The sequence below is a fragment of the Cedecea neteri genome, assembly GCF_000758325.1.
GTDB lineage: Bacteria > Pseudomonadota > Gammaproteobacteria > Enterobacterales > Enterobacteriaceae > Cedecea > Cedecea neteri_B.
The window spans coordinates 1,836,606-1,851,376 of the sequence record NZ_CP009459.1 but is presented as its reverse complement, the minus strand read 5'-3'; the positions used below and the strand labels follow the sequence as shown (position 1 = coordinate 1,851,376).

The window sequence follows — 14,771 nt, the reverse complement described above, 5'->3', positions numbered from 1 at the left end:
CCCTTTCTTCGAATCCTTAGACCCAATTTTAAACAACTGCGCCGCCTGTGCGCGGTTGCCATGCTATTGCCTGCAAATTTAAGTCACTGAAATAGAGCCGAAAACTTATGCCTTTTACACTTGGTCAACGTTGGATCAGCGATACCGAAAGCGAACTGGGACTGGGAACCGTTGTGGCGCTGGATGCGCGTATGGTCACCCTGCTCTTCCCGGCAACGGGTGAAAATCGTCTGTACGCCAGAAATGACTCCCCAATCACCCGCGTGATGTTTAACCCAGGCGACGTGATTACCAGCCATGAAGGCTGGCAGCTGAAAGTTGATGAAGTTAAGGAAGAAAAGGGTTTACTCGCCTACCTCGGCACCCGTCTCGATACCGAAGAGTCTGACGTCCTGCTGCGCGAAGTGTTTCTCGACAGCAAACTGGTCTTCAGCAAACCACAGGATCGCCTGTTTGCCGGGCAAATCGACCGTATGGACCGTTTTGCGCTGCGTTTCCGCGCCCGCAAATATCAGAGCGAACAGTCGCGCCAGATTTGGAGTGGCCTGCGCGGGATGCGCACCAGCCTGATCCCTCACCAGCTAAACATCGCCCATGATGTTGGCCGTCGCCATGCGCCACGCGTATTGCTCGCGGATGAGGTTGGTCTGGGTAAAACCATTGAAGCCGGGATGATCATCCACCAGCAGCTGCTGGCCGGTAGCGCCGAGCGCGTGCTGATTGTGGTCCCGGAAACCCTGCAGCATCAGTGGCTGGTCGAAATGCTGCGCCGCTTTAACCTGCGCTTCGCGCTGTTTGACGATGAACGTTACGCGGAAGCTCAGCACGACAGCAGCAATCCGTTTGACACCGAACAATTGGTCATTTGCTCGCTGGACTTCGTGCGTCGCAACAAACAGCGCCTGGAAAACCTCTGCGAAGCGGAGTGGGATCTGCTGGTTGTCGATGAGGCCCATCATCTGGTGTGGAACGAAGACGCGCCTAGCCGTGAATACCAGGCGATTGAACAGCTGGCCGAGCATGTTCCTGGCGTCCTGTTGCTGACCGCCACGCCTGAACAGCTGGGCATGGAAAGCCACTTCGCGCGCTTACGCCTGCTGGACCCAAATCGCTTCCATGATTTCGCCATGTTCGTCGACGAGCAGCAGAATTATCGCCCGGTCGCAGACGCAGTTGCTTTGCTGCTGGCGGGTGACCGTCTGACCGATGAGCAACTGAATACCATGGGTGAGCTGATCGGCGAGCAGGATATCGAACCGCTGCTGCAAACCGCCAACAGCGATCGCGAAGGCAGTGAAGCCGCGCGCCAGGAGCTCGTCTCCATGCTGATGGACAGACACGGCACCAGCCGCGTGCTGTTCCGTAACACCCGTAACGGCGTGAAAGGTTTCCCGAAACGCGAACTGCACACCATTCGCCTGCCGCTGCCAACCCAGTACCAAACGGCGATTAAAGTCTCAGGCATTATGGCCGCGCGTAAGTCAGTGGAAGATCGCGCCCGCGACATGCTGTACCCGGAGCAGATTTATCAGGAATTCGAAGGCGACACCGGCACCTGGTGGAACTTCGACCCACGCGTTGAATGGCTGATGGGCTACCTGACCAGCCACCGCTCGCAGAAAGTGCTGGTGATCTGCGCCAAGGCTGCGACGGCACTTCAGCTTGAGCAGGTTCTGCGTGAGCGCGAAGGCATCCGCGCCGCCGTCTTCCATGAAGGCATGTCCATCATCGAACGCGATCGCGCTGCAGCCTGGTTTGCGGAAGAAGATACCGGCGCTCAGGTCCTGCTGTGCTCCGAGATTGGCTCAGAAGGCCGTAACTTCCAGTTCGCCAGCCAGCTGGTGATGTTTGACCTGCCGTTTAACCCAGACCTGCTGGAGCAGCGTATTGGCCGTCTCGACCGTATTGGCCAGGCGCACGACATCCAGATCCACGTTCCGTACCTGGAAAAAACCGCTCAGTCGGTCCTGGTGGACTGGTACCACGCAGGTCTGGACGCCTTCGAGCATACCTGCCCGACCGGCCGCACCATTTATGACAGCGTCTACCCGCAGCTGATCGAATATCTTGCGGCCCCGGAAAATACCGAAGGCTTTGACGCGCTGATCAAGCAGTGCCGCGAGCAGCACGATGCCCTTAAGCAGCAGCTTGAGCAGGGCCGCGACCGTCTGCTGGAAATTCATTCCAACGGCGGTGAGAAAGCGCAGGCGCTGGCAGAAGCCATTTCCGCGCAAGATAACGACACTAACCTCGTTAGCTTTGCCATGAACCTGTTTGATATCGTCGGCATTAACCAGGACGATCGCGGCGACAACATGGTCGTTATTACGCCGTCCGACCATATGCTGGTCCCGGACTTCCCGGGCCTGCCGGAAGACGGCTGCACAATCACCTTCGAGCGTGACGTAGCCTTGTCCCGCGAAGACGCGCAGTTTGTGACCTGGGAACATCCGATCATCCGCAATGGCCTGGATCTTATCCTGTCCGGCGATACCGGTAGCTGCGCCCTGTCTCTGCTGAAAAACAAAGCACTGCCGGTGGGTACGCTGCTGCTGGAGCTGGTGTACGTTGTCGAGGCTAAAGCGCCGAAACAGCTGCAGCTCAACCGCTTCCTGCCGCCGACGCCGGTGCGCATGCTGGTGGATAAAAACGGTACGAACCTCGCAGCGCAGGTGGAGTTTGAAAGTTTCAACCGCCAGCTCAGCGCGGTTAACCGTCATACCGGCAGCAAGTTGGTGAATGCGGTGCAGTCCGACGTGCACGCCATTCTGCAGGTAGCGGAAGAGAAAGTTGCCGATGCGGCACAGGCGCTGATCGACGCAGCTCGTGAAGAAGCCGATGAGAAGCTGAGTGCTGAGCTGTCCCGTCTGGAAGCGTTAAAGGCCGTTAACCCTAACATTCGTGACGACGAGCTTGTGGCTATCGAAACCAATCGCCAGCAGGTGATGGAAGCGCTGAGCCAGGCTAACTGGCGTCTTGATGCTCTGCGTTTGATTGTTGTGACGCACCAGTAAATATACGTCGCTTTACTCAAATCATTCGAGTTGCAGCAAGGCGGCAAAAGAGAGAATTCCCAGGAGCTTACTAAAGTAAGTGACTGGGATGAGTGAGAGCAGCCAACGCGGCTGTAGCTTGAAGGATGCAGAGTAAATGCTGATGGAACCCTACAATCCGCCTCTCAATCCCTGGCTGGTTATCCTTTACCAGGATGAGCACATCATGGTGGTTAACAAGCCCAGCGGCCTGTTGTCCGTTCCGGGGCGTCTTGACGAGCACAAAGACAGCGTGATGACGCGTATTCAGCGCGACTTCCCGCTGGCGGAATCGGTCCATCGGCTTGATATGGCGACCAGCGGGGTGATCGTGGTGGCGCTGACCAAAGCGGCAGAGCGCGAGCTGAAGCGCCAGTTCCGTGAACGCGAGCCGAAAAAGCAGTATGTGGCTCGCGTTTGGGGCCATCCGCAGCCGGAAGAAGGTTTGGTGGATCTGCCGCTGATTTGCGACTGGCCTAACAGACCAAAGCAGAAGGTGTGCTACGAGACAGGGAAATCCGCGCAAACCGAGTATCTGGTGCTGGAATACGCTGCGGATAATACCGCTCGTATACAGCTCAAGCCTATTACCGGGCGTTCGCACCAGCTTCGCGTGCATATGCAGGCGCTGGGGCATCCGATTCTCGGTGATCGCTTCTACGCGACCCCAGAAGCGCTTGCCATGGCGTCACGCCTTCAGCTCCATGCCGAGATGCTCACCATCACGCACCCAAGCTACGGTACGCCAATGACGTTTAAAGCGCCGGCGGACTTCTAAAGAAAAGCCTCTCATTTGAGAGGCTTTTTTCTATTTAAACCCTTTTGCGGTTTTAATCAGATCGTAAGCGCCCTGAATCTCCTGGGCCTTTTGCTTCGCCATCTGCATCATTTCCGGCGGCAGACCTTTTGCCACCAGTTTGTCCGGATGGTGCTCACTCATCAACTTACGGTACGCACGCTTAATCACCGTTGGCTCATCGCTGCTTTTTACCCCAAGTACCTTGCAGGCGTCCTCCAGCGTCGGGCCTCTTTGCTGCTGCGCGAAACCGCCTTGCGATTGCCGGTATTGGTACTGGCCACCACCAAACTGTTGCCCGCCCTCCATCATGCGCAAGAACTGGTCGAACTGGGCACGCGAGATCCCCAGCTCTTCGGCAATCACATACAGCACCTGACGCTCATTAGGGTGCAGCGAGCCATCCGCAAACGCGGCCTGGATCTGTATTTCCAGAAACATCCGAATTAAGTCAGAGCGGCCAAAACAGACGCTTCGCATCTGCCCCATCTTTTCTCTGAGCGGGTAGTTATTTTCTTTCCCCGCGCGAAACGCGCGCTGGGCTGCAGCTCGCGCCTCCCCATGAAGCTGCATTCGGTCCATCAATAAAGAAGCAATTTGAATATCGGCTTCAGTTACCCGACCTTTCGATTTGGTAAGGTGCCCCATCACTTCAAAAGTGGTAGAAAAAAAGATCGCCTGACGCTGCTGTTGGTTAGCAAACCAGGCCCCGCGACGGCTGCGGGCCTTATCAAACATATGGCCGATAAGAAAACCTATCACCACGCCCCAAAAGCCGCCGCCCGAGATTAAACCCAGAGCAACACCGAGTACTTTTCCCCAATACTGCATATACTCCCCAAATCGTCATGCTGTCGTCTAGAATTTGCTTTATCATACCCGCCATTGATAGCGCTGCCTAACGGCATACTGCTAATGGGCTGGATTAACACTAGCGCTGTGGTGATGAGTACGTTAGTCTCTGACCGTTTGCCTTCGCTATACCCTGATGACGGAACAACAAATAACACGTATGAAAAAACGTATTCCCACCTTGCTGGCCACCCTGATTGGTTCAGCCCTTTATAGCCAGCAAGGTATGGCTGCCGACCTTGCCTCGCAGTGTATGCTGGGTATCCCAAGCTACAATCGTCCATTGGTTAAGGACGACGGCAATAGCCTGCCGGTGACAATCCAGGCCGATCACGCCAAAGGTGATTACCCGGACAATGCCGTGTTTACCGGGAATGTTGACGTTCAGCAGGGCAACAGCCGCCTGCAGTCAGACGAAGTTCAGCTTCACCAGAAGCAGGTCGACGGTCAGCCCGACCCTGTCCGCACCGTGGACGCCTTAGGTAATGTGCATTACGACGACAACCAGGTCATCCTGAAAGGTCCGAAAGCCTGGTCAAATTTAAACACCAAAGATACTAACGTCTGGGACGGTGATTACCAGATGGTTGGTCGCCAGGGTCGCGGCACCGCGGACCTCATGAAACAGCGCGGTGAAAACCGCTACACGATTCTTGAAAACGGGACGTTCACCTCCTGCCTGCCCGGCTCCAATACCTGGAGCGTGGTCGGCACTGAGGTTATCCAGGACCGACAGGAAGAAGTGGCCGAAATTTGGAATGCCCGTTTTAAACTGGGCCCGGTACCGGTCTTCTATAGCCCTTACCTGCAGCTTCCCATCGGCGATAAACGCCGTTCAGGCTTCCTGATCCCCAGCGCTAAATACAGCACCAACAACGGCATTGAGTTTACCCTGCCGTATTACTGGAACATTGCGCCAAACTTCGATGCCACTATCACGCCTCACTACATTGATAAGCGTGGGGGTACCCAGTGGCAGAATGAATTCCGTTATCTGACCCAGGCAGGTTTGGGCCTGATGGAGTTTGACTATCTGCCGTCGGATGATGAATACAAGAACGAACCGGGTGTGGCGCAGGGTGAAAAAGACCGCCGCTGGCTGTTCTACTGGAGCCACAGCGGGGTGATGGATCAGGTGTGGCGCTTTAACGTCGACTACACCAAGGTTAGCGACTCACGCTACTTCAACGATTTTACCTCAAAGTACGGTAGTAGTACCGACGGCTACGCCACGCAGAAATTCAGCATTGGCTATGCAGTTCAAAATTTCGATGCCACCTTGTCGGCTAAACAGTTCCAGGTCTTTGCTAACCAGTTAGGTGCAGGCACAAGTTCCTACCGCGCTGAGCCACAGCTGGACGTCAACTTCTACCAGAACGACGTTGGCCCGTTTGATACCCGTATTTATGGCCAGGCCGTGAAGTTCACCAATGTGAATGACAACATGCCTGATGCAACGCGCCTACACATTGAGCCAGTTATCAACCTGCCGCTGTCCAACGGCTGGGCGAGCCTGAATACCGAAGCCAAGCTGATGATGACCCATTATCAGCAGGATAATCTTGATAGGTACAAAACCTACACAACTTACTTATATAACAACGCTCCTGCGTATGCTCCATATCAGCAAGCTCGAGATTCAGCTAATAATCTGGAGTCTTCTGTAAACCGCACGCTGCCGCAGTTTAAAATGGACGGTAAGCTGATTTTCGATCGTGATATGGACTCTGTTGCTGGCTGGACGCAGACCCTGGAGCCGCGCGCTCAGTACCTGTACGTGCCGTATCGCAACCAAAGTGCTATCAACAACTACGACTCATCGCTGCTGCAGTCTGACTACAGCGGGTTGTTCCGCGATCGCACTTATGGTGGTCTGGACCGTATCGCCTCCGCCAACCAGTTGACGACAGGGGTAACTTCCCGCGTTTATGATGACGCTTCGGTTGAACGTTTTAACATATCCGCTGGTCAAATCTACTATTTCACCCAGTCCCGTACCGGGGATGACAACATCAACTGGGAGAAAGATAAGAAAACCGGCTCTATGCTTTGGGCCGGTGATACTTACTGGCGTATGACCGATCGCTGGGGCCTGCGCGGTGGCGTACAGTATGATGCTCGCCTGGGCAACGTGGCTAACGGCAGCGGTGCCATTGAGTACAGCCGTGATGCCGACCGCGTAGCGCAGTTGAGCTATCGTTATGTGAGTCCAGAGTATATTCAGGCAACATTGCCAGCATATTCTACAGCCGATCAGTATAAAGAAGGGATTTCACAGGTTGGTATGGTCGCCAGCTGGCCAATCGTGGATCGCTGGTCCGTCGTCGGCGCGTACTACTACGATACCAATGCCCGACAGTCCGCTGACTCTATGTTCGCCGTGCAGTACAGCTCATGCTGTTACGCCATTCGCGTGGGCGTCGAACGTAAAATCAACGGTTGGGAAAATAACCAAAGCAAATACGATAACGTAATCGGCTTTAACATCGAGTTGCGTGGCCTGAGCTCCAATTACGGCTTGGGTATTCCGGAGATGTTGCGTTCAAACATTCTGCCGTACCAAAGCTCGATGTAATTCACTTTGACGAATACTCTAAATAATCCGCTTTGCGGCTAAGTAAAATGGAAAAAGTATGAAGAACTGGAGAACGCTGCTTCTTGGTGTCGCCCTTGTAGCGAACACGACATTTGCAGCCCCACAGGTTGTCGACAAAGTAGCTGCCGTAGTCAATAACGGCGTAGTCCTTGAAAGCGATGTTGACGGCTTAATGCAGTCCGTCAAAATGAACTCACGCGACGCAGGGCAACAGCTTCCCGACGATGCGACGCTTCGCCATCAAATCATTGAACGTCTGATCATGGATCAAATCATCCTGCAGATGGGCCAGAAGATGGGCGTGAAGATCACCGACGATGAACTCGATCAGGCCATCGCCAATATCGCCAAACAGAACAACATGACCATGGATCAGATGCGCAGCCGTCTGGCCTATGATGGCGTGAATTACAACACCTACCGCAGTCAGATCCGTAAAGAGATGACGATTTCAGAAGTGCGTAACAATGAAGTCCGTCGTCGCGTCTCAATCCTGCCGCAGGAAGTTGATGCCCTGGCACAGCAGGTAGGCAACCAGAACGACAGCAGTACGGAACTGAACCTGAGTCACATCCTGATTGCGCTGCCAGAAAACCCAAGCTCTGCTCAGGTTGATGACGCAGAAAAACAGGCGCGTAACGTTGTCGATCAGGCACGTAACGGAGCAGACTTCGGCAAGCTTGCGATCAGCTACTCTGCAGACCAGCAGGCGCTGAAAGGCGGCCAAATGGGCTGGGGTCGTATTCAGGAACTGCCTTCTATTTTTGCCCAGGCATTGAGCACGGCGAAGAAGGGCGACATTATCGGGCCTATCCGTTCAGGCGTTGGCTTCCACATCCTGAAAGTTAACGATATGCGTGGCCAGAATCAGAATATTTCTGTGACTGAAGTGCATGCCCGCCACATCCTGCTGAAAACGTCGCCTATCATGAACGATACTCAGGCACGCCAGAAGCTGGAGCAAATTGCCGCTGACATTAAGAGCGGGAAAACCACCTTTGCCGCGGCTGCGAAATCCTTCTCGGACGATCCAGGTTCAGCGAACCAGGGCGGCGATCTGGGCTGGGCGGCAACGGATATTTACGATCCTGCTTTCCGCGACGCACTGCAGAAGCTGAACAAAGGCCAGATGAGCGCCCCGGTGCACTCTTCCTTCGGCTGGCACCTGATCGAACTGCTGGACACACGTAAAGTCGACAGAACCGATGCGGCGCAAAAAGACCGTGCTTACCGCATGCTGTTCAACCGCAAGTTCTCCGAAGAAGCGCAAACCTGGATGCAGGAACAGCGCGCCAGCGCTTACGTGAAAATCATAGGTAGCAATGGCTAACATCTTTCGTGTGACCATCACTCCCGGCGAACCCGCCGGGATTGGTCCCGACCTGGTCGTCGCGTTAGCGCAACGCGACTGGCCCGTTGAACTGGTCGTCTGCGCTTCCCCTGAATTGTTACTCGCCAGAGCCTCTCTGCTCGGCCTCCCCCTGACGCTCCAGCCTTTCGAGGCAAATCAACCGGCAAAACCGCAGGCTGCAGGGACGTTGACCGTGCTACCCGTTGAGCTACGCGCACCGGTCGTTCCAGGGCAATTGGATGTACGTAACAGTGCTTATGTCGTCGAGACGCTCGCTCGGGCATGCGATGGCTGCCTGAGCGGGGAGTTTGCCGCGCTGATCACCGGGCCGGTACACAAAGGCATTATCAACGATGCCGGTATTCCGTTTATTGGTCACACCGAGTTCTTCGAAGAACGTTCGCACAGCGAAAAAGTGGTGATGATGCTGGCTACGGAAGAGCTGCGCGTTGCGCTGGCTACAACGCATCTGCCGCTGAAAGCAATTTCTGACGCCATTACGCCGGATTTACTACGCCAGATTGTCACCATCCTGTATCATGACCTGCAAACCAAATTTGGTATCCCGCAGCCGCATGTGCTGGTTTGCGGTCTGAATCCGCACGCCGGGGAAGGTGGCCATATGGGCACCGAAGAGATAGACACCATTATCCCGGTGTTAAATGAGATGCGCGCTTTAGGGATGCACCTTTCTGGCCCATTACCGGCAGATACGCTATTCCAGCCTAAATACCTCGATAGTGCTGACGCCGTACTGGCGATGTATCACGATCAGGGTCTGCCCGTGTTGAAGTACCAGGGCTTCGGCCGCGCGGTAAATATCACGTTGGGATTACCTTTTATCCGTACCTCGGTTGACCACGGCACGGCTCTTGAGCTGGCAGGCCAGGGAAAAGCCGACGTCGGCAGTTTTATTACGGCGCTTAATCTCGCCATTAAAATGATTGTAAATAGTCAATGAATACTCGAGTCCACCAGGGCCACCTTGCCCGCAAACGTTTTGGACAAAACTTCCTTAATGACCAGTTCGTTATCGACAGTATTGTCTCCGCAATTAACCCACAGCCAGGCCAGGCGATGGTCGAAATTGGTCCAGGTCTCGGTGCACTGACCGAGCCCGTGGGTGAACGCATGGATAAAATGACCGTTATCGAACTGGACCGCGATCTTGCCGCCCGCTTGCAAACGCATCCGTTCCTGGCCCCTAAGCTGACGATTTATCAGCAAGATGCCATGACTATGGATTTCGGCGATCTTTCGCAGAAAATCGGCCAGCCGTTGCGCGTTTTCGGTAACCTGCCGTATAACATCTCTACGCCGCTGATGTTCCATCTCTTTAGCTATACTGATGCCATTGCAGACATGCACTTCATGCTGCAAAAAGAGGTGGTTAACCGCTTAGTCGCCGGGCCAAACAGTAAAGCGTATGGTCGCCTGTCGGTGATGGCGCAGTATTACTGCAACGTCATTCCTGTACTGGAAGTACCGCCAACGGCGTTTACACCGGCACCAAAAGTGGACTCTGCCGTTGTGCGTCTGGTACCCCACGCAACTTTACCGCATCCGGTTAAAGACCTGCGTGTGCTGAGCCGTATCACGACAGAAGCATTTAACAAGCGTCGTAAAACTATCCGTAATAGCCTTGGCCATCTGTTCAGTGCCGACGTGCTGGCGGAGCTTGGCGTCGATGCGACACTGCGTGCGGAAAACATTTCCGTTGAGCAGTACTGTAAGCTTGCAAACTATCTGGCTGACAACCCACAACAGCCGTCGGAGAGCTAAACCATGCTTGATTCGCCCCGCGTATGCGTGCAGGTACAAAGCTTTTATATTGAGTCGCAGTCCTCGCCTGAGGATGAGCGTTTCGTATTTGCGTACACAGTCACTATTCGCAATCTGGGGCGAACAGCAGTTCAGCTACTTGGCCGTTACTGGCTAATTACCAACGGTAACGGCCGCGAAACAGAGGTTCAGGGCGAAGGTGTCGTCGGCGAACAGCCGCACATTGAACCGGGTAACGACTACCAGTACACCAGCGGAGCGGTGATCGAAACGCCGCTCGGCACCATGCAGGGCCATTATGAAATGGTCGATGCGCAGGGAGAGGCCTTCAGGGTCGAGATCCCCGTATTCCGTCTGGCCATTCCAACTTTCATTCACTGATACCATGTCTACATATCTGATTGGCGATGTTCACGGCTGTTACGATGAACTGATCGCGTTGCTGCAGCAGGTTAATTTCAACCCTGAAGACGATACGCTGTGGCTGACGGGCGATCTGGTGGCTCGTGGGCCAGATTCTCTGGAAGTGCTGCGCTATGTTCGCAGCCTGGGTGACAGCGTAAGAGTGGTACTCGGCAACCATGACCTGCATCTGTTGGCCGTCTTTGCCGGCATCAGCCGCAACAAACCTAAAGATCGTGTTACGCCGCTGCTGGAGGCACCTGATGCCGACGAGCTTCTCAACTGGCTTCGTCGCCAGCCGCTCATTCAGGTGGATGAAGAGAAAAAGCTGGTGATGTCACATGCGGGGATCACGCCGCAGTGGGATATCAATACCGCAATGGCCTGCGCGCGCGATGTCGAAGCCGTTCTGTCCAGCGACAGCTACCCGCTGTTCCTGGATGCAATGTATGGCGATATGCCCAACAACTGGTCCAGCGATCTCTCAGGTCTCGCTCGCCTGCGTTTCATCACTAACTCGCTCACCCGAATGCGCTATTGCTTCCCCAATGGCCAACTGGACATGTACTGCAAAGACACGCCGGAAAAAGCGCCTTCGCCGCTGAAGCCCTGGTTTGCGATTCCTGGCCCCGTTACCGCCGAATATTCTGTGGCTTTTGGTCACTGGGCGTCACTGGAAGGGAAAGGCACGCCGGAAGGGATCTATGCCCTGGATACGGGTTGCTGCTGGGGAGGAGAACTGACCTGCCTGCGCTGGGAAGATAAAGCCTGGTTCGTACAGCCTTCAAATCGTCAGCAGGATAGCGGCGAAGATCAAACCGCTGCCGCCTCTTAGAAGTTAACCCTCTCTCTGCCGAGAGAGGGTTAAAACTTAACGACGCTCCAGAATTTCGAAGCAGTAGCCGTGGGAGTTATTCTCGTCGGCATCGTGGAATTCACTGAAGGTTGACTGCCACTCATCCGGATCGTAATCCGGGAAATGCGTGTCCCCTTCCACTTCCGCATCAATATGGGTCAGATACAGACGCTGCGCCTTAGGCAGGAACTGCTCGTAAACGCGTCCCCCGCCAATCACCATGATTTCTTCGGCATCACCACAGGCTTTGATAGCCTCTTCCACCGATTTCACCCACTCAACGCGCTCGTCATTTCCGGCCTGGCTGCTGATCACGATGTTTTTACGTCCCGGCAGCGGGCGGCCAATAGACTCCCAGGTCAGGCGCCCCATAACGACAGGTTTGTTGAGCGTATTGCGCTTGAACCAGGCCAGGTCGCCAGGCAAATCCCATGGCATGGCGTTTTCCATGCCGATAACGCGATCCACCGCCAAAGCAGCAATCAGACTGATCATTTATATAACCTAAGGATGATGAAAAAAATTGCCGCCACTATACGGAAAGCGCAATCTTTCGTCGACAGCAGGCGATGGGCGTAACGAGAATTTTTTTTATTCTGCTGCGGCCATCGCGCCCTGATTTTCAACTGCGGGATATGGAACAAGGGGTTAGCGTTAACCCCGTTCACTATAAGGAAAAGTAAATATTTTTCAGCAAGTTCACTCTGCTGGCCTGACAGGCGGTTCATCAGAAAGTTTACCGCTGTGAAGACCCTCTTTTGTTCCCTGCCAGCCATCACGTTGAATAACGTGCAGGTGCGCACGATCCTCGTTGATAACCTCTGTCAGCATCGCGCTATTACGCTTAAAGACATCAGCCCGTTCGGCGGTCTTGTCGTCCGTCGGCACCATTTCTTCAAGCATTTGCAGGTTAAAGCGGCGGAAGTGGTCGGCCCGTTCACGCGCTTCGTATTTGCCGACGCCCAATCCCTCCAGCGCACGACGGCCAATCTTCAGCGAGCTTTCGAACGTTTCACGTTCCGGCATCTCAACCCCCACCTGGCGCAGGCGGATGTAGTGATTAATATCGCGCGCGCGGGCAAGGATCTGCAGATGCGGGAAGTGCTCCTTCGCCAGTTCAGTGAGCTGCATGCTGGCTTCGGGATCGTCAATGGCGTTAATCAGCACTTCGGCTCCTGCGGCCCCGGCTGACTCAAGCAGGTCAACACGGGTGGCGTCCCCGTAAAAGACTTTGGTACCAAATTTTCGTAACGTCTCAATATGATCGGGATCGTGATCCAGAATGACCACATTCACTCCGCTGCTCAGTAACAGACGACCGGCAATCTGCCCAAAGCGCCCGAAGCCCGCGATGATGACCCGGGGCTGCTCTTCATCAATTTCGTCGGCCTCTCCAGCCTGCTCGCTGCCCGTTTTCTCCAGCCTGTTCAGCAGAACAAGTAATAAAGGCGTTGCTGCCATGGATAGCGCCACGGCAAGCGTCAGCGACTTCGACCAGTCGTCGTCAAGCACCTGCGCCATATGAGCCGCGCCGAAGATAACAAAAGCAAATTCACTTCCCTGCCCCAGCAAAACGGCAAACCAGCGGCGCTGCTTGCGTGGCACTTTTAAAGGCTTAGCGACCAGCCAGAGCACCAGCGTTTTGATGACCAGAAAACCGACCAGCAGGACGAGAATACGCAGCGGGTTGTCGAGCAAAGTCCCGAAGTCAATAGACATCCCAACCCCGATAAAGAACAGCCCCAGCAGCAAGCCTTTGAACGGCTCAATGTCGCTTTCCAGCGCGTGACGATATTCGGAGCTGGCTAACAGCACCCCGGCAAGAAACGCTCCCATCGCCATCGACAGCCCGGCCTCTTCAAGCAACAGGCCAAAGCCAAACACCAGGAATAGCGCCACGGCGCTGAACACTTCACGTAACCCCGAACGCGCCACAAATCGCAGCACTGGCCGGGTGACATAGCGCCCAAGCAGTACAACCAAAGCAAGCGCCGCCGCTACCTTAAGCGCGGAAATTAAAAACGTCGCAAAGGTCATCGTCCCACCGCTGCTCGCCAGCAGCGGGATCATCGCCACCAGAGGAATCGCGGCAATATCCTGGAACAGCAGCACGGCAAACGCGCCTCGCCCCATCGGCGTGACGGTCAGGTTACGCTCGTTCATCGCCTGCATGGCAATCGCGGTGGATGAGAGTGCCAGCGTCAGGCCAATAAGCAAGGCTACCTTCCAGTTTAGCCCCATCACGATACAAAACGCACCGAGAGCCAGCCCGCAGGCCGCCATTTGCAGAAAACCACCGCCGAACACCGAGGCGCGCAGCGTCCATAGCCGCTGCGGATCAAGCTCAAGCCCGATAACGAAGAGCATCAGCACCACGCCAATTTCAGCAAAGTGCAGAATGGTTTCGGCATCGGTAACCAGCCCCAGCCCCCATGGCCCAATAATGCAGCCGGCAATCAGGTAGCCCAGCACGGAACCTAACCCGAGCCGCACGGCGATAGGCACGATCAGTGCGGCCGAACCGAGGTAAATCAATGCCTGAATTAAGCTATGGCTATCCACGATGAGCCTCCTGCCAGTCAATTAAGCGCTGCTTATAGTCGTCCGCCTGGCGGGCAAGCGTCAATTCATCGCAAACAAAGGTGAAATGAATTGCGAAGGCCGGAAGCCACTGCATTCCGCAGTAGAGCGCCGTGGCCTGCAGAGGCTGGGCGAGAACGTCAAATCCAGGGTGATCGCCCAGTTCGAAATGTTTTTCGCTACCGCCGGTTGTCACGGCCCACATCACTTCTTTACCGTGCAGGGCATTCCCGCCTTTGCCGTATGCCCAGCCGTGCGAAAGCACTTTGTCTATCCACAATTTCATCAGCGGCGGCATGCTGTACCATTGCATCGGATGCTGCCAGATAACCAAATCAGCGCGGCTTAACGCCTGCTGCTCAGCGGCGATGTCGATATTAAAGTCGGGATAAAGTTCATAGAGGGAGCGAATCTCTACCCCCGGAAGCGCTTTGGCTCGCTCGAGCATTTGCCGGTTGGCATGGGAATGCTGGGGATAGGGATGCGCATAAATTATAAGAATCATTGTTAAGCCTGTCTTCACT

Annotated in this window: 12 protein-coding genes; 8 read left to right on the top strand and 4 right to left on the bottom strand. The window is 54.9% G+C overall.

The window, feature by feature from the left end; all coding sequences use genetic code 11:
* Positions 1–107: 107 nt before the first annotated feature.
* The gene (rapA, locus tag LH86_RS08780) at positions 108–3,014 is read left to right on the top strand and encodes an RNA polymerase-associated protein RapA (RefSeq protein ID WP_039300365.1); all 2,907 of its coding nucleotides are present in this window, start codon (positions 108–110) and stop codon (positions 3,012–3,014) included.
* Between the two features lie 136 nt (positions 3,015–3,150).
* Positions 3,151–3,810, top strand: a complete 660-nt coding sequence (gene rluA / locus LH86_RS08775; RefSeq protein WP_039300362.1) for a bifunctional tRNA pseudouridine(32) synthase/23S rRNA pseudouridine(746) synthase RluA — start codon at positions 3,151–3,153, stop codon at positions 3,808–3,810.
* A gap of 30 nt (positions 3,811–3,840) precedes the next feature.
* Here the strand turns inward: rluA and djlA are convergent, their stop codons facing one another.
* Positions 3,841–4,659 (bottom strand): co-chaperone DjlA, encoded by an 819-nt coding sequence (djlA, locus tag LH86_RS08770; RefSeq protein ID WP_039300358.1) that lies wholly within the window; start codon positions 4,657–4,659, stop codon positions 3,841–3,843.
* A gap of 181 nt (positions 4,660–4,840) precedes the next feature.
* Between djlA and lptD the strand changes: the two genes are divergently transcribed.
* Genes lptD through apaH form a run of 6 tightly spaced genes read left to right on the top strand, consistent with a single transcriptional unit; the run spans position 4,841 to position 11,646 of the window.
* Positions 4,841–7,255, top strand: coding sequence for an LPS assembly protein LptD (gene lptD / locus LH86_RS08765; protein ID WP_039300355.1), 2,415 nt, complete (start codon positions 4,841–4,843; stop codon positions 7,253–7,255).
* 58 nt (positions 7,256–7,313) lie between these two features.
* On the top strand, positions 7,314–8,606 hold the full coding sequence (gene surA / locus LH86_RS08760; RefSeq protein WP_008461725.1) for a peptidylprolyl isomerase SurA: 1,293 nt from the start codon (positions 7,314–7,316) through the stop codon (positions 8,604–8,606).
* Positions 8,599–9,588 (top strand): 4-hydroxythreonine-4-phosphate dehydrogenase PdxA, encoded by a 990-nt coding sequence (gene pdxA, locus LH86_RS08755; protein WP_039290222.1) that lies wholly within the window; start codon positions 8,599–8,601, stop codon positions 9,586–9,588. The genes surA and pdxA overlap by 8 nt, the downstream gene beginning before the upstream one ends.
* Positions 9,585–10,409, top strand: coding sequence for a 16S rRNA (adenine(1518)-N(6)/adenine(1519)-N(6))-dimethyltransferase RsmA (gene rsmA / locus LH86_RS08750; RefSeq protein ID WP_039300352.1), 825 nt, complete (start codon positions 9,585–9,587; stop codon positions 10,407–10,409). The genes pdxA and rsmA overlap by 4 nt, the downstream gene beginning before the upstream one ends.
* Positions 10,410–10,412: 3 nt before the next feature.
* Positions 10,413–10,790, top strand: coding sequence for a Co2+/Mg2+ efflux protein ApaG (apaG, locus tag LH86_RS08745; RefSeq protein WP_008461718.1), 378 nt, complete (start codon positions 10,413–10,415; stop codon positions 10,788–10,790).
* A gap of 4 nt (positions 10,791–10,794) precedes the next feature.
* Entirely contained in the window at positions 10,795–11,646 is an 852-nt protein-coding gene (gene apaH / locus LH86_RS08740; protein WP_039300349.1) for a bis(5'-nucleosyl)-tetraphosphatase (symmetrical) ApaH, read from the top strand.
* Positions 11,647–11,682: 36 nt separating this feature from the next.
* On the opposite strand, the gene folA is transcribed toward apaH, so the two are convergent.
* From folA to kefF, 3 genes are all read right to left on the bottom strand, one after another.
* Positions 11,683–12,162 carry a type 3 dihydrofolate reductase gene (gene folA / locus LH86_RS08735; protein WP_039300346.1) on the bottom strand — a complete coding sequence of 160 codons (480 nt, stop codon included), beginning with the start codon at positions 12,160–12,162 and terminating at the stop codon, positions 11,683–11,685.
* Positions 12,163–12,366: 204 nt separating this feature from the next.
* On the bottom strand, positions 12,367–14,229 hold the full coding sequence (gene kefC / locus LH86_RS08725; RefSeq protein WP_039300340.1) for a glutathione-regulated potassium-efflux system protein KefC: 1,863 nt from the start codon (positions 14,227–14,229) through the stop codon (positions 12,367–12,369).
* On the bottom strand, positions 14,222–14,752 hold the full coding sequence (kefF, locus tag LH86_RS08720; protein ID WP_039300337.1) for a glutathione-regulated potassium-efflux system oxidoreductase KefF: 531 nt from the start codon (positions 14,750–14,752) through the stop codon (positions 14,222–14,224). The genes kefC and kefF overlap by 8 nt, the downstream gene beginning before the upstream one ends.
* Positions 14,753–14,771: the final 19 nt, after the last annotated feature.